Source organism: Bifidobacterium sp. UTCIF-38 (genome assembly GCF_006454495.1).
In the GTDB taxonomy this organism is placed as follows: domain Bacteria; phylum Actinomycetota; class Actinomycetes; order Actinomycetales; family Bifidobacteriaceae; genus Bifidobacterium; species Bifidobacterium callitrichos.
Genome location: NZ_JFAL01000025.1, coordinates 38,979 through 53,255, shown reverse-complemented (window position 1 = coordinate 53,255; position 14,277 = coordinate 38,979). Strand labels below are relative to the sequence as shown.

At 64.6% G+C, this 14,277-nt stretch carries 13 protein-coding genes and 2 tRNA genes; 6 read left to right on the top strand and 9 right to left on the bottom strand.

Annotation, left to right across the window (positions count from 1 at the left end):
* The first annotated feature begins 3 nt into the window (after positions 1-3).
* Entirely contained in the window at positions 4-1,458 is a 1,455-nt protein-coding gene (locus tag BW11_RS09415; RefSeq protein ID WP_140445437.1) for a class I SAM-dependent rRNA methyltransferase, read from the top strand.
* Positions 1,459-1,497: 39 nt separating this feature from the next.
* Here BW11_RS09415 and BW11_RS09410 read toward each other — a convergent pair whose 3' ends face one another.
* The 4 genes from BW11_RS09410 to pgi form a co-directional block, all read right to left on the bottom strand.
* The gene (locus tag BW11_RS09410) at positions 1,498-1,992 is read right to left on the bottom strand and encodes a DUF1893 domain-containing protein (protein ID WP_181162573.1); all 495 of its coding nucleotides are present in this window, start codon (positions 1,990-1,992) and stop codon (positions 1,498-1,500) included.
* Positions 1,993-2,203: 211 nt separating this feature from the next.
* Positions 2,204-2,821, bottom strand: coding sequence for an ECF transporter S component (locus BW11_RS09405; protein WP_140445439.1), 618 nt, complete (start codon positions 2,819-2,821; stop codon positions 2,204-2,206).
* A 112-nt stretch (positions 2,822-2,933) separates the two neighbouring features.
* Positions 2,934-3,842, bottom strand: a complete 909-nt coding sequence (locus BW11_RS09400) for a DUF362 domain-containing protein (RefSeq protein WP_140445440.1) — start codon at positions 3,840-3,842, stop codon at positions 2,934-2,936.
* A gap of 136 nt (positions 3,843-3,978) precedes the next feature.
* Positions 3,979-5,679 (bottom strand): glucose-6-phosphate isomerase, encoded by a 1,701-nt coding sequence (pgi, locus tag BW11_RS09395; RefSeq protein ID WP_140445441.1) that lies wholly within the window; start codon positions 5,677-5,679, stop codon positions 3,979-3,981.
* A gap of 420 nt (positions 5,680-6,099) precedes the next feature.
* On the opposite strand from pgi, the gene BW11_RS09390 reads away from it, so the two are divergent.
* From BW11_RS09390 to BW11_RS09380, 3 genes are all read left to right on the top strand, one after another.
* A tRNA-Thr gene (locus BW11_RS09390) sits at positions 6,100-6,175 on the top strand.
* A 137-nt stretch (positions 6,176-6,312) separates the two neighbouring features.
* A tRNA-Leu gene (locus BW11_RS09385) sits at positions 6,313-6,394 on the top strand.
* 121 nt (positions 6,395-6,515) lie between these two features.
* Positions 6,516-7,517: an AEC family transporter gene (locus tag BW11_RS09380; protein ID WP_140445442.1), complete on the top strand. Its 1,002-nt coding sequence runs from the start codon at positions 6,516-6,518 to the stop codon at positions 7,515-7,517.
* Positions 7,518-7,542: 25 nt separating this feature from the next.
* Here BW11_RS09380 and BW11_RS09375 read toward each other — a convergent pair whose 3' ends face one another.
* From BW11_RS09375 to BW11_RS09365, 3 genes are read right to left on the bottom strand one after another with little or no spacing between them, the layout of a single operon-like run.
* Positions 7,543-8,265 carry a non-canonical purine NTP pyrophosphatase gene (locus tag BW11_RS09375; protein WP_140445443.1) on the bottom strand — a complete coding sequence of 241 codons (723 nt, stop codon included), beginning with the start codon at positions 8,263-8,265 and terminating at the stop codon, positions 7,543-7,545.
* 58 nt (positions 8,266-8,323) lie between these two features.
* On the bottom strand, positions 8,324-9,088 hold the full coding sequence (rph, locus tag BW11_RS09370; RefSeq protein ID WP_043166941.1) for a ribonuclease PH: 765 nt from the start codon (positions 9,086-9,088) through the stop codon (positions 8,324-8,326).
* A 35-nt stretch (positions 9,089-9,123) separates the two neighbouring features.
* Complete coding sequence (locus BW11_RS09365; RefSeq protein ID WP_140445444.1) at positions 9,124-9,750, bottom strand: Pr6Pr family membrane protein; 627 nt, start codon at positions 9,748-9,750, stop codon at positions 9,124-9,126.
* 66 nt (positions 9,751-9,816) lie between these two features.
* Between BW11_RS09365 and BW11_RS09360 the strand changes: the two genes are divergently transcribed.
* Positions 9,817-11,160: a nicotinate phosphoribosyltransferase gene (locus tag BW11_RS09360; RefSeq protein ID WP_375137657.1), complete on the top strand. Its 1,344-nt coding sequence runs from the start codon at positions 9,817-9,819 to the stop codon at positions 11,158-11,160.
* A 37-nt stretch (positions 11,161-11,197) separates the two neighbouring features.
* Here the strand turns inward: BW11_RS09360 and BW11_RS09355 are convergent, their stop codons facing one another.
* Positions 11,198-12,208 (bottom strand): aldo/keto reductase, encoded by a 1,011-nt coding sequence (locus BW11_RS09355; RefSeq protein ID WP_140445446.1) that lies wholly within the window; start codon positions 12,206-12,208, stop codon positions 11,198-11,200.
* 133 nt (positions 12,209-12,341) lie between these two features.
* On the opposite strand from BW11_RS09355, the gene BW11_RS09350 reads away from it, so the two are divergent.
* A complete protein-coding gene (locus tag BW11_RS09350; protein ID WP_258184640.1) occupies positions 12,342-12,827 on the top strand; it encodes a MerR family transcriptional regulator in 486 nt (161 codons plus the stop codon).
* A 674-nt stretch (positions 12,828-13,501) separates the two neighbouring features.
* Here the strand turns inward: BW11_RS09350 and BW11_RS09345 are convergent.
* Entirely contained in the window at positions 13,502-14,200 is a 699-nt protein-coding gene (locus BW11_RS09345; protein WP_140445447.1) for a hypothetical protein, read from the bottom strand.
* Between the last annotated feature and the right edge of the window lie 77 nt (positions 14,201-14,277).

The following is a 14,277-nucleotide window of genomic DNA, read 5'->3' as shown; positions in this document are numbered from 1 at the left end:
GCCATGAAAACGAACAGAGCATACCCACGAGCCGTGATCACCGAGAAGGGCGCACGCGCGCTCGAAAGCGGGCATCCATGGGTATACGAGGGTGAGATCAGGCGGTTCGCGCTACCGTCAGGTGAGGCTTGGGACAACAATGGATCGCTCAAACCCGGCGCGTGGGAAGCGCTCGACGCGAACGCCAGCGGCAACACCAGCGGAACCGCCGAGACCGAAGGCGATTCCGGCACCACCCGCCCGAAACGCGACGACTTCCGCGAGCGCCGTCGCCGCAAGGAGCTGCTCAACGCGCCCCGGACCGAGGATGAGATCATCCCGCTCGACGCCCTGCCGGACGGCTCGATCGTCGACGTCGTGAACCTCAAGGGAACCTATCTAGGCACCGGCCTGCTGTCGCGTCACAGCCGCATCCGCGTGCGTCTGGTGACCCGCAACGCCAACGACGACTTCTCGCCGGCGTTCTGGGAGCGCAAGATCCGCTGGGCGTGGGAGTATCGCAAAACCGTGATGGGCGACGACGACATCACGGCATGCCGTGTGATCTTCTCCGAGGCCGACGAATTCCCCGGGCTGATCGTCGACCGGTTCAACGACGTGCTCGTCACCCAGACCCTGTCAGCCGGCATGGAGCGCCTCAAGCCGGTGATCTTCCCCGCGCTGCTCAGGGTCTTCGCCGAGGACGGGGTGTTGTTGCGCGGCATTTACGAGCGCAACGACGTGTCCACGCGCGCGTTGGAGGGACTGGAGCAGACGACCGGCTGGTGGTCGGCATCGGACACATCCGATTTCGCCCCGACCGTTACCGACATCACCGAAAACGGCGTCAGGTATCACGTCGACTTCGCGAACGGCCAGAAGACGGGGTTCTTCCTCGATCAGAAGTACAACCGCCGCGCCGTGGCGCGACTTGCCCGGGGCCGGCGTGTGCTCGACTGCTGCACGCACACCGGCTCATTCGCCCTCAACGCGGCCCGCGGCGGCGCGCAGTTCGTGCGCGCGGTCGACGTGTCCGAAACCGCCATCGACATGGCGAGGGAGAACGCGCGTCTCAACGGGCCGGACGTCTCCGGCCGCATGGACTTCACCGTCGCGAACATCTTCGATCTGCTGCCCGAGCTGGAGCGCACGCACAATCCCGAGCGATTCGATTTCATCATCCTCGATCCGCCGGCGTTCACCAAGAGCCGCAGCACGATCGGCTCGGCCGCGCGAGGCTATCGGGAGATCAACTACAGGGCGATGCGCATCCTGCCTCGCGGCGGCTATCTGGCGACCTGCTCGTGCTCGCATTTCATGGATCATGAGCATTTCAAGCGCATGCTCACCGAGGCGGCGCGCGATGCGGGCGTGCGTCTTCGTCAGATCGAGGAGCGTCAGCAGGCGCCGGATCATCCGATCGTCTGGAGCATTCCCGAGACCGACTATCTCAAGTGCATGCTGTTCCAAGTGGTGTGATCAGCGCGATGAGCCGCGCGTTGTGTGACCCGTACGGCTTCATCGTGCCGCCATCAACTCGGCGACGGCAGTACGGATGGCTGATTCAGCGGCGAGCGGATCGTCGATCGCGGCCACGGACCGTTCAATCGGGCAGACGCCGGTGTGCGCACGGTTGAGGATCACCGGCACGAGCGTGCCGTAGGAGGCGGCGATGCCCTGCGCCTGCAGGGTGGCCAGCCCGGCCTCGCTCATCGTCTCGCCGTATACGGCGACGACGCCGAGGCGCGCATACAGCAGGGCCGCGCCCTTGCCGACCACGCGGTCGGCGGCCGAATAGCCGAGGAGACTGCGGCCGTCCGCCAGCCATTGCAGCAGCGGGCGCACGCCGCGGCCGAATCCGGTGAGGATCTCGTCGGATTCGCCATTGCGGCCGTGGCGGTCGCCGCGCCCGCCGCCACACCCGCCGCCACACCCGCCGCCACGGTAGGCCACGACCCCGAGCGAGGGGTCGTCCAGCAACATCTTCCTCGCACGTTCCACGTCAGTCGACATGATTTCCCCTTCCCCCTGCATTATTTCCCCTTCCCCCTGCATTTCTTAGGCACATTTTTCACTTCTTAGGCACCTTCCCGTGAGAGACAAGGCCAAAGGCCCGCGGTTTCAAGCCTTTTCCAGTCGCCCCGGCAAGCGCACCTGCCTAAGAAACGAAAAATGTGCCTAAGAAATGCGACGACACCGTTGACAAGAGGTCTCGAATGCCGTGTCAGCGCCTGTGCCCGCGGTCCACGACGGTCATGATCGCGGGGATCGCGATCCACTGCAGGACGAGGCCCGGCAGACCGGTCAGAACCGCGGCCCACACGGAGGCGACGGTCATGGTCGTGTTGCCGAGGAGTGCGACGGCCACGCCGATCGCGAGCGCGTCGACCAGACGGCCGGCGACCTGAGCGCCGAGCAGTTTGACGAGCCATTCGATCGGCGCGGGCAGGGCGGATGCGGCGGAATCGAGCGGCAACCGCACCCCGCGCAGGAGTCCCGCGACCAGACCGTAGGCGGCGAGTTCGATGACCATGAACGGGACCATCGGCGCCATCGGCATGCCGGTGAGCGCGAAGCTCACGACGGGCGCGAGCGCGCCGGTGGCGACGCCGGCGTAGGGGCCGGCCAGCAGGCCGACGAGCAGGACGGGCAGGTGCATCGGCAGCAGCGTCTGGCCGAGGGCCGGGCCGAGGCCGAGCGCGACGCCGCCCAGATGGAAGATCTGCGGCAGAGCGACGGCCGCGATGACGGCGAGCACGGCGGCCAGCGACTGGACCTTGACCGACGGCAGCGCACGGGCGGCGACGCTGGCGACCGTGCGGGTGGATGAAGTGGATTGCATGACAAGCTCCTTATGACGACTGATGGCTGGTCTCCGGCCGGACGGGATTGCGTCCGGACCGGAGACCGGATTTGATTTGTTGCCGGATGACGATGGTCCGATGGCTAGCGGCTCAGCGCGCGTCGAGGTCGATGAGATGGTAGTCGCGCGAGCCCAGCCCCATCTCCACGGCGTGTTCGATGATGTGGATGCCGTGACGGGATTCGATGCGTTCGATGAGCGGCTCCTTGTTGTCGTCGGACACGTAGACCATGTCGACGCACGCCTGGTCGACGGCCACCGGGTCGAGCGAGGCGCAGATGCCGATGTCGTCCATGACGGGCGCGCTCGGGTGTCCGTCGCAGTCGCAGTCGACCGAGAGGTTGTTCATCACGTTGATGAAGAGCATGTTGCCCTTGAGCGCGTTGAACACGGCGGTCGCGGCCTCGGCCATCGCCTCGAGGAAGGCGTCCTGGTCGCCGCTGAACGGCTGGGCGAGGATCTCGTCCTGTCCGGAGTGCAGGCGCTTCTTGCCGCGCGAGGAGGCCATGCCGATCGAGATGTTCTTCAGAGCTCCGCCGAAGCCACCCATCACGTGTCCCTTGAAGTGCGAAAGCACGGCGTAGTAGTCGTAGTTCGGGAAGTGCGATCCGACGATGTCGCCGGTGATGCGCCGGCCGCCTTCGACCGGGATCTCGATCTCGCCCTCCTCGTCCTGGATGTCGCAGGGGGCGATGTCGGTGAACCCGTGCTCCCTGATCGTCTTCCAGTGGTGTTCGGACGTGTCGCGCGTGCCTGCGTAGGCGGTGTTGCATTCGACGATCGTGCCATCGAGCCGCTGGACGAGATCCTTGATGAGGGACGGCTGCAGATAGTGCGTGTTGCCGCCCTCCCCGGAGCTCAGCTTGACGGCGACCTTGCCGTGCGGGCGCGCGCCGAGCGCCTCGTAGACGCGGATCAGTCCGGCGGGGCTGATGTCGCGGGTGAAATAGACCTTTGCGGCCATCGGATAGTCGGTGTGATGCTCAAGCGTCATTGCCATGATGATTGCCTCCTTGCCTTTCCGTTATCCATCGTACAGCTCGATACGGCCCGGAAATGAAACAAACGCCCGGCACCATGCGATGTGGTGCCGGGCGCTTGTCAGTCAGTCAACCGACCGATCGTAGGGATCGGGATCAGAACTCGCGGTTCTCGCGGTAGAACTTGATCAGGCTCTGGGTGGAGGCGTCCTGGGCGGCCAGGGCCTCGTCATCCTTGGAGATGGCCGGGGTGATCTGCTTGGCCAGCTGCTTGCCGAGCTCGACGCCCCACTGATCGTAGGAGTCGAGGCCCCAGACGGTGCCCTCGACGAAGGTGATGTGCTCGTACAGGGCGATGAGCTCGCCGAGCGCGAACGGGGTCAGGGCCACGCCGAAGATCGAGGTGGTCGGACGGTTGCCGGTGAACACGCGGGCCGGGACGATCTCCTCCGGGGTGCCCTCGGCGCGGACCTCCTCGGCGGTCTTGCCGAACGCAAGGGCCTTGGTCTGCGCGAAGTAGTTGCCGAGGAACAGCTCGTGCACGTCCTGGTCGCCGTCCTTGGTCGGGTTCGGGGTGTTGACGAACGCGATGAAGTCGGCCGGGATGAGCTGGGTGCCCTGATGGATCAGCTGGTAGAAGGCGTGCTGGCCGTTGGTGCCCGGCTCGCCCCAGAAGATCTCGCCGGTCTCGGTGGTGACCGGGGTGCCGTCCCAACGCACGGACTTGCCGTTGGACTCCATGGTCAGCTGCTGCAGGTACGCCGGGAAGCGGTGCAGGTACTGGTCGTACGGCAGGACCGCGTGCGAGGCGGCCTTGAAGAAGTTGCGGTACCAGACGTTGAGCATGCCGAGCAGCACGACGACGTTCTTCTCGAACGGGGTGTTGGCGAAGTACTCGTCGATCTCGTGGAAGCCGTGCAGGAACTCCTCGAAGCGGGCCGGTCCGAAGACGACGGCCAGGGAGGTGCCGACGGCGGAGTCGACGGAGTAGCGACCGCCGACCCAGTTCCAGAAGCCGAACGCGTTGGTCGGGTCGATGCCGAACTCTTCGACCTTCTCCAGGTTGGTGGAGACGGCGACGAAGTGCTTCTTGATGGCCTCGGCCTTCTGGGCGTCGTCGTTGGAGTCGATGGCGCCGTTGGCGGCCAGCTCCTCGAGCAGCCAGGTGCGGGCCTCGCGGGCGTTGGTCAGGGTCTCCAGGGTGGTGAAGGTCTTGGAGACGATGATGAACAGCGTGGTCTCCGGGTCCAGGCCCTTGGTCTTCTCGGCCAGGTCGTTCGGGTCGATGTTGGAGATGTAGCGGGCGGAGATGCCGGCGTCCGCGTACGGCTTGAGGGCTTCGTACGCCATGACGGGGCCCAGGTCGGAGCCGCCGATGCCGATGTTGACGACGGTCTCGATCTTGCGGCCGGTGATGCCGGTCCACTTGCCGGAGCGGACGTCGTCGGCGAAGGCGTAGATCTTGTCGAGGACCTCACGCACGTCCTTGACGGTGTCCTGACCGTCGACGATGTACTTGCCCTCATCCTCGACCGGGCGGCGCAGCGCGGTGTGCAGCACGGCGCGATCCTCGGTGTTGTTGATGTGCACGCCGGTGTACATGGCCTTGATGCGCTCGTCGAGCTTGACCTCGCGGGCCAGGTGGACGAACAGCTGGAGGGTCTCCGGCTTGATGAGGTTCTTGGACAGGTCGAAGTGCAGATCGCCGGCGTCGAAGCTCAGCTCCTTGACGCGGTCGCTGTCCTCGGCGAACCACTTCTTGAGGCTGATGCCCTCGGCCTGCAGCTCGTCGTAGTGCTTCTGCAGGGCGACCCACGCCGGGGTCTGGGTGGCGTCAATGGGAGGATTGATGGCCATGGATTCCATTCCTTTCATCATCGATCGAAACGTCGCGCGGGGCCTGCCCGGCGATGCCGGAGTCGGTCACGCGATGTCCCTTATCAAGGAACAGAATACTCACAAAAGCGGACACAATAACACAAAAAGAATAAACGCTAACATATCGGCAACGTAGCAGTGAACGGACGGCGAATCGCCGGGCACGATCCGCCGGCGCGTCATCGCAGGCCTTCGCCCCACTTCCACGATCCGAACCGGCAAATGCAGACGCCCGTAGCCGCGCGCCGCTCGAGTGCATCTCTCCACCACCGCCGCCATCGCCGCAGGCCGCGCGACACGCCGGCCGCCACTCGCGCGACACGTCGATTTTGCGTTTTCCCGACGATGCCCTATACTCTTCTTCTCGTGCATGGATCGCGAATGCTTTCCAAGCACGACGCCACTTTAGCTCAGTCGGTAGAGCGGCTCACTCGTAATGAGCAGGTCGTCAGTTCGATTCTGACAAGTGGCTCCATCACCCCGGATCGCTCGATCCGGGGTTTTGTTTTATCGCAGGCCCGCGCGCACGCGCGCCGCAGGCTGCACGCCGCGATCACACGCCGCACCGCCCGTCCACTCGAAATCAGGGCTTATGATAGATTGTCTCATTGCGCGCGAGTGGCGTAATTGGTAGCCGCGCAGGATTTAGGTTCCTGTGACTTCGGTCGTGTGGGTTCAAGTCCCATCTCGCGCACTGTCTTTTACGAGCTCTCACGAGGTCGTGACACCGTGGCAACCGGCATCGGGACAACACGGAACACGACGATACGCGCCAAGATACACACCAAGACAGAAGACAAGCGGAAGAAGCCATCATGATCGCGCTGCTCAAACCGATCGCGTTCCTGCTCATCATCGCCGCCGCATACCTCGTCAAACGCGCAGGACTGTTCCGTCCGCGCGACTACCGCGTCATGCAGGTCGTCGTCTTCGACTTCACCCTGCCGGCCTCGATCATCGTCTCGTTCGCGACGAACCCGCATCACCTGAGCATGCTGCTCATCTCGCTGTTCGCCTTCGTGTTCGGACTGCTGCCGCTGCTGATCATCTACGCGGCGACGCGGCACCGCCCGGTGGCCGACCGCGCGTTCCTCATGCTCAACTGCTCCGGATTCAACGTGGGCAACTTCTGCTTCCCGGTCATCCAGGCGTTCATGGGCCCGTCAGCGCTGGTGACGGCCGCAATGTTCGACATCGGCAATTCGGTGGTCGTCACCGCCGGATCGAACGTGATGACCACGTCGCTGCTGCACATCGACATGAATCGCACGCTCGCCGAACAGCACGCCGGCTCCGCGCCGACGATGCCGTACACGAAGCCGACCGACCCTGACGCGAGGCGACTCGCCCGCCGCGCGAAGCTCAAGCAGGTCCTCAAGGGCTTCCTCACGTCGGTGCCATTCGACATCTACATGCTGATGATCGTGGTGATGGTCTTCTCGATCCCGATCCCCTCGTTCGTGCCGACGCTGCTGCAGCCGGTCGCGGACGCGAACTCGTTCTGCTCGGTGTTCATGGTCGGCATGCTCATGGATCTGCCGAAGACCCGCAAGGACGTGATGGACGTGCTGCAGGTGCTCGGATGGAGGCTGCCGCTCGGCGTGCTGTTCGCGGCCGCGTGCTGGTTCCTGCTGCCGTTCGACGCGTCGGTGCGCAAGGCGGCGGTCATGCTCTCCCTCGCGCCGACCGCCGTGTTCTCGACGCTGTTCACCGACCGCGTGCTCGGCAACGCGAAGCTCGCCGGGTTCACGCTGTCGATCACGGCGATCATCGCGATCGTGCTGATGACCGCCGTGAACTTCCTGATTCCGGCGTGATCTGCGGGCAGCGCTCCGGACAACGCTAATCGAGGAGGGCCTCGATGGCGGGAACCAGGGCCTTCAAGGCCTTGCCGCGATGCGAGATCGCGTTCTTCTCGGCCGGGGTCATCTCGGCGCTGGTGAGCGGCTCGCCCTCGCAGTCGGGCTCCTCGCTGGTACGACCGGGCTGGTCGTCCGGCACGAAGATCGGATCGTAGCCGAAACCGTGTTCGCCACGCGCCTCACGGATGATGCGACCTGGCATCTCCCCCGTCTCGACCGTCTCGGAGACGATGACGTGATGCGCGGCGAGCGCGGCGTCGGATCCCGCGGCGAGCGTATCGCCGGCGGTCGAGTCGACCTCGTCGCCCGGGACGACGAGCGCGGCGGCGCAGCGGAACCGCGCGGTGCGCTTGTCGTCGGGAATGTCCTCGATCTGGGCGAGCAGCAGCGCGTTGTTGGCCTTGTCGTGGCCGTGCGCGCCGGCCCAGCGGGCGGAAAGGATGCCGGGGGCGGCACCCATCACGTCGACGATCAGACCGGAGTCGTCGGCGATGGCCGGCAGTCCGGTGCGGCGGGCGACGTCGCGTGCCTTGAGCAGCGCGTTCTCCTGGAACGTGACGCCGGTCTCGACCGGGTCGGGCAGGTGGAGCGATCCGGCGGAGACGAGCTCCACCTTCGCGGCGTCGGCGCCGAGATCCTCCTCGAGGATGCGTCGGATTTCGACGAGCTTGCCTTCGTTGTGCGTGGCGACTACGAGCTTCATGGGATGGACGGTCCTTTCTATCAGGTCCTATCAGGTATCGGGCGCGATCAGTCCGCGATCAGTCGAGGGCGAGCGCGGCGCGCTGTGCGGCCTGCAGCTCCTCGTTGCCCTTCTGCGCCAGGTCGAGCAGCGTGTTCAGCTCGGCCCGGTTGAACGGGCGATGTTCGGCGGTGCCCTGGATCTCGATGAAGTTGCCGGAGCCGGTCATTGCGACGTTCATGTCGGTCATCGCCTGACTGTCCTCGACGTACGGCAGGTCGAGCATCGGCGTGCCGTTGATCACGCCGACGGACACGGCGGACACGTAGTCCTTGATCACCTTGTCGGCGGACTTGATGTGGTGGTTGCGTTCGGCCCAGTTGACCGCGTCGACGAGGGCGACGAACGCGCCGGTGACGGACGCGGTGCGCGTGCCGCCGTCGGCCTGCAGCACGTCGCAGTCGAGCTGGATCTGATTCTCACCGAGGGCCTGCATGTCGATGACGCCCCTCAGGCACCGGCCGATCAGGCGGCTGATCTCGTGCGTGCGGCCGCCGATCTTGCCCGCGACCGACTCGCGCGGGGTGCGCTCCTTCGTGGCGCGAGGCAGCATCGAGTATTCGGCGGTGACCCAGCCAAGGCCGGAGTCCTTGCGCCAGCGCGGCACGGTCGGCGTGAACGTGGCGGTGCACATGACGCGCGTGTTGCCGCATTCGATGAGCACGGATCCCTCCGGCGCATCGGTGAAGTGACGGGTGATCCTCACGGGACGCAGTTCGTCGACCTTGCGTCCGTCCTGACGGGTGATGGAGCTGTTGCCCAGCATATCTGTGATTTCGACCATGCACCCCAGCTTACGCCGTGTGCGGCCGGAGAGGATCATCCCACCAGAGGCTTGGGCGGCAGGATCCGGTCGATGACGAACAGCAGAAGACTCAGCGCGAGGAACCCCAACGCGAGTTTGCCGCAGTTGATGCCGAACTGCGCCCATCCGAGGGCCTTCAGGTCGATGAACTGGTACGGGTACGGGTTGCCGCCGGCTGCCGGGCCGGAGGTGGGGAGCAGCGCCGCGCGCACGAGCACGAACGCCAGATAAAGCGGGAAATAGGCGAGCCACGTGAACATGTAGTGCCATTCGAAGCGGCGATGCTGGTCGAAGATCAGGAAGTCGATGCCCGCCATGATCGGGGCGACCCGATGCAGCCACGTGTTCGTCATGAGGCCAAGCACGGCCGGCACGTACGCCGGGTCGTCGGGCGGCATGAGCAGGAACGCGACGAGAGCGGTGACGATCGCGTAGAGCGTCACGCAGCCCTTGAGCCATGCGGGCGGCTCGATGCCCTTGAGGATCGTGGCGGCGCCCGCCCACAGCATCACGAAGCCGAGCACGAATCCGGTCTGGAAGGTGAAATAGGTCCAATATTCAGGCTTGTGCCACGCCTCGTAGGTGCCGACGAAGCACATGGCGGCGATCGCGAGCCGCCACAGTCCGGCGATGAATCTCATGGTCACCAGTCTAGGCGGAGCATGCGAATCGGAGTAGGCTGTTGCCCAGCGAAATCACAGCGAAGCATCCAAACCCAAGGGAGCGATCACATGGACTATTCACCGGCGCTGATGACCGACATGTACGAATACACGATGCTCGACGCATGTCTGAAGGACGGCACCGCGGACCGCAAATGCGTCTTCGAGGTGTTCACCCGCCATCTGCCGATCGGCCGGCGCTACGGCGTGGTCGCCGGCACCGGGCGCATCCTCGACGAGCTCGAGCGCTTCCACCTCGACGACGAGGATCTCAAGTTCCTCGCCGACCGCAAGGTCGTGAGCCCCGAGACGATCAAGTGGCTGGAGAGCTTCCACTTCTCCGGCACGATCAAGGGCTACCGCGAGGGCGAGATGTTCTTCCCGAACTCGCCGATCCTCGAGGTCGAGGGCACGTTCGGCGAATGCACGCTGCTCGAGACGCTCATCCTGTCCGTGCTGAACTATGATTCCGCGGTCGCCTCGGCCGCCTCCCGCATGGCCTCTGCGGCGAAGGACCGCCCCTGCATGGACATGGGCGGACGCCGCACGAACGAGTGGTCGGCCGTCGCGGCAGCACGTGCCGCGGTCGTCGGCGGATTCCAGGGCACCGCGAACCTGCTCGCCGCGCAGATGTACGGCCTCAAGGCGATCGGCACGGCCGCGCACTGCTTCACGCTCGTGCACGACAGCGAGCGTCAGGCGTTCGAATCGCAGATCGCCGCGTTGGGAAGGAACACGACGCTGCTCGTCGACACGTACAACATCGAAGAGGCCGTGAAGACCGCGGTCGAGGTCGCCGGACCGGAGCTCGGCGGCGTGCGCATCGATTCGGGCGATCTCGCGCTCATGGCGCAGCGCGTGCGCAACCAGCTCGACGCGCTCGGCGCGACGAACACGCGCATCACCGTCACCAACGATCTCGACGAGTACGCGCTCGCCGCGCTGCAGACCGCGCCGGTCGACTCGTACGGCGTGGGCACGATGCTCGTCACCGGCTCGGGCGCCCCCACGTGCGCGATGGTGTACAAGCTCACCGAGCGCGAGGGCGCGGACGGCGTGATGGTCCCGGTCATGAAGAAGTCGAAGGACAAGGCCACCGTGCCGGGCCGCAAGGTCGCCTACCGCTCGTACGAGTACGGGCTGGCCGACGTCGAGCATGTGATCTCCGGTTCGGAGGACAAGCTCGCCGCGTTCCGCCCGGAGGAGGGTTGGAAGGATCTCATGGTCGACTTCGTCGATCACGGCGAGATCGACCATGAGTGGCAGGGCCACGACGCGATCCAGCGCGCGCACGACTACCGTGCGAAGGCGCTTGCCGAGCTGCCGATCGCGGCGCAGAGCCTCATGCGCGGCGACCCGGTGATCCCCACCGAAGTCACTGTTCTGTGACTTCGGCCGGGATCCTTCGCGGCTGCCGCCGCGGTGTTCAGCGCTGGGAGATCTCGTCGATCCTGGCGAGCTCTTCGGCGCTGAACGTGGTGTTCTTCAGCGCGCCGATGTTGTCGACGATCTGCTGCGGCTTGGAGGCACCGGCGAGCACGGAGGTGACGGCGTCGTCGTGCAGCAGCCAGGCGAGGCTCATCTCGGCGAGGGTCTGGCCGCGGGCGATCGCGATGTCGTTGAGCTCGCGGATCTGCTGGAGACGCTCCGGGGTGAGGGCGGAGTCCTTGAGGAAGCGCGGGTCGACGGCGATGCGGCTGTCGGCCGGCACGCCGTTCAGGTAGCGGTTGGTCAGCAGACCCTGCTCGAGCGGGCAGAAGGTGATGAGGCCCTTGCCGAGCTTCTTGGCGGTGTCCTTGAGCCCATTCTTTTCGACGGTGCGATCGAAGATGTTGTACTTGTTCTGGTTGATGACGAACGGCACGTGCAGCTCGTCGAGGATCGCGGCGGCCTTCTCCATGGTCTCCCCGTCGTAGTTGGACAGACCCACGTACAGCGCCTTGCCGGAATTGACGATCTGGGCGAGCGCGCCCATCGTCTCCTCGAGCGGGGTCTCCGGGTCCGGACGGTGGTGGTAGAAGATGTCGACGTAGTCGAGGCCGAGACGTTCGAGGGACTGGTCAAGCGAGGCGATCAGGTACTTGCGCGAGCCCCAGTCGCCGTACGGGCCGGCCCACATCTCGTAGCCGGCCTTGGTGGAGATGATGAGCTCGTCGCGGTGGGCCTTGAAGTACTTGTTGAGCAGCAGGCCGCAGTTCTTCTCCGCCTGGCCGGGCTCGGGACCGTAGTTGTTGGCGAGGTCGAAGTGGGTGATGCCGTGGTCGAACGCGGTGAACACCAGCTGCTTCATGTGGTCGAACGGCGTCAGGTCGCCGAAGTTGTGCCAGAAGCCGAGCGAGACGGCCGGCAGCTTGAGGCCGGATTTGCCGCAGCGGTTGTAGGTCATGGTCGCGTAGCGGTCGTCCGCCGGCGTGTATCCGATGATGGGTTCGAGCATCGTTGTTCTCCTTCGGTCGATTCATTCGCCACCATACTCACAGTTCAAGTAGACTTGAATGCAAACAGGCCATGGCCGGACGGCGTGTCGTACGACGCCGCGGCCGCGGGGAAGGACGGACGGGATGAGCGACATGGGTGACGAGCCGATGCGGGACGAATCGACGGGCGGCGAGCCGGCGAACGAACCGAGGACCTACACGATCCGCGAGGTGGCGAGACAGTTCCATATGGAGCCCTCGGCACTGAGATACTACGAGGATCAGGGACTGCTGACGAACGTCAGGCGCAACGCGAGCGGGCAGCGCGAGTACGAGGAGTGCCACATCAACCGTCTGCGCGCGATCTGCTGCTTCAAGAACGCGGGCATGACGATCGGGGATCTCAAGAAGTTCTTCCTCTACGAAAGCAACGAGCCCGAGCACATCGACGAGATCCTCGAACTGCTCGAGTCGCGTCGCGAGGCGCTCGACGAGCAGCGGCGTGCGCTCAACGAGGCCGCATTGCACGTGCAGCGCAAGCTGCACTTCTACGGCGACATCAAGCGCGCGCTCGACGAGCACCGCCCCCTGCCGGACTGGAAGTACTACAAGACCCGCAAATACTCGATCGACTGCTGACGGTCCAACATCCGGCGCAAGCCTCCTCCCCGCACCGAATCCCTTCACCCCGGAATCCTTCACCCCAGGAGCCTTCACCCCGGGAGCCTTCACCCAAGAACTCCTCACCCGCCCCCCCCACACACACCGGAACCCCTCACCTTGGAGACGAAGCCAGCCATTTTGCATCGAGGTCAACTTTCACTCAGCTGTGCCGCTCAATTGTTCCATCTCAACCGCGCCAGCCCAGTCATGTCCCAGTCATGTCACTTATCCGTGCCACTCAACGCAATTATCGGCGATTTTGGCGTTGAGTGGCACGACGATACGTGATTCCCATCTCGCCGCCTTTTTGACATGCTGTCAAAAGGGCCATTTTCCAACGATTCTGCAATAGCCAATATCGCAAGGGCCACCCCTGCTCCCGATGTGTCTGCCACTCAACGTGAAAAAACACCGAAATCGCGTTGAGTGGCACGGTTTTCTGCCACTCAACGAACGTCAACCGATTGACATGCACTGAGTGGCAGGCTCCTCACGCGTCTCATCCCGATCCACCCCGATCGCCGTATCGGATCCTACGGGATCGGACGTTTTCCCGACCCCGCAAGCCCCCATAACGCCGGATCCTACAGGATCGAACGCAAAGGACCCAATCGCCGCCAGGAAACAGGATTATGCGCAGGGTGCTAAAGCTAGAGCTCGCGCGGATTGACGCGGCACTCCTGCGACCATTTGGCCTTGTTCGCATCGTAGTTGGGGTCGGCCATGTCGAGGGGGATCCTGCTGAAGTAGGTGTCCGGACTGGTGGCGTTGAGCTCCGCCTCGATCTGCGCATCGGTCATCGAGTCGTCGACGACGTCGTGCCGGCGCATGCAGTCGATGATCATCGATATGTCGTTCTTGCCGTCCGGATTGGTTTTGTCAATCAGCAGCAAGCCCGCAAGATAGTCGATGCCGGACTCCTTCTCGCACGTGTCGGTATCGCGATGCATGCGGTCGGCCCATGCCTGATCGGTGGTCTGATCAGGGTGATAGATGGTGCTGGTTCCATCGATGGACATGGTGGCGGTGTATCCCTTGTCCGTCATGCAGGAGACATAGCGGTCCGCCGCCTCCTGGACCTCCGCCTCGGCGAGCTTGCCGTCGGAGAGCGCCTGAACTGCGAACTCGCTACCGTCGCGCTTCGCCTGATCGTACGCCCACGAATAGTCCTCCGCATGCGCCCCGGTGAACGTCGGTTCGCTGTTCGATCCGGTACCGCCGTTCCCTCCGCCTCCGCCCGAGGCGAGAGGATTCGAGGCGCATGATGCCAGCGTCATGATCACAATGAGCGTCGCACACGCGACGATCGTCGTACGACGCAGTCGAGAGCTCAGATGATACCGCGCCATGGTCGTCTCCTTCGCCGCTGTCGCCGGTAAGCGCTACACCATCCATCCATCGGATGGTCGTCACATTACGGCATGGA

Excerpts from the sequence above, each read along its gene's own strand:
- BW11_RS09415 (WP_140445437.1), top strand. The coding sequence starts at position 4 with ATGAAAACGAACAGAGCATACCCACGAGCCGTGATCACCGAGAAGGGC.
- pgi (WP_140445441.1), bottom strand. The coding sequence starts at position 5,679 with ATGGCCATCAATCCTCCCATTGACGCCACCCAGACCCCGGCGTGGGTC.
- BW11_RS09355 (WP_140445446.1), bottom strand. The coding sequence starts at position 12,208 with ATGCTCGAACCCATCATCGGATACACGCCGGCGGACGACCGCTACGCG.
- BW11_RS09405 (WP_140445439.1), bottom strand. The coding sequence starts at position 2,821 with ATGCAATCCACTTCATCCACCCGCACGGTCGCCAGCGTCGCCGCCCGT.
- BW11_RS09375 (WP_140445443.1), bottom strand. The coding sequence starts at position 8,265 with ATGAAGCTCGTAGTCGCCACGCACAACGAAGGCAAGCTCGTCGAAATC.
- BW11_RS09410 (WP_181162573.1), bottom strand. The coding sequence starts at position 1,992 with ATGTCGACTGACGTGGAACGTGCGAGGAAGATGTTGCTGGACGACCCC.
- BW11_RS09345 (WP_140445447.1), bottom strand. The coding sequence starts at position 14,200 with ATGGCGCGGTATCATCTGAGCTCTCGACTGCGTCGTACGACGATCGTC.
- BW11_RS09400 (WP_140445440.1), bottom strand. The coding sequence starts at position 3,842 with ATGGCAATGACGCTTGAGCATCACACCGACTATCCGATGGCCGCAAAG.
- BW11_RS09350 (WP_258184640.1), top strand. The coding sequence starts at position 12,342 with ATGGGTGACGAGCCGATGCGGGACGAATCGACGGGCGGCGAGCCGGCG.
- rph (WP_043166941.1), bottom strand. The coding sequence starts at position 9,088 with ATGGTCGAAATCACAGATATGCTGGGCAACAGCTCCATCACCCGTCAG.
- BW11_RS09365 (WP_140445444.1), bottom strand. The coding sequence starts at position 9,750 with ATGAGATTCATCGCCGGACTGTGGCGGCTCGCGATCGCCGCCATGTGC.
- BW11_RS09380 (WP_140445442.1), top strand. The coding sequence starts at position 6,516 with ATGATCGCGCTGCTCAAACCGATCGCGTTCCTGCTCATCATCGCCGCC.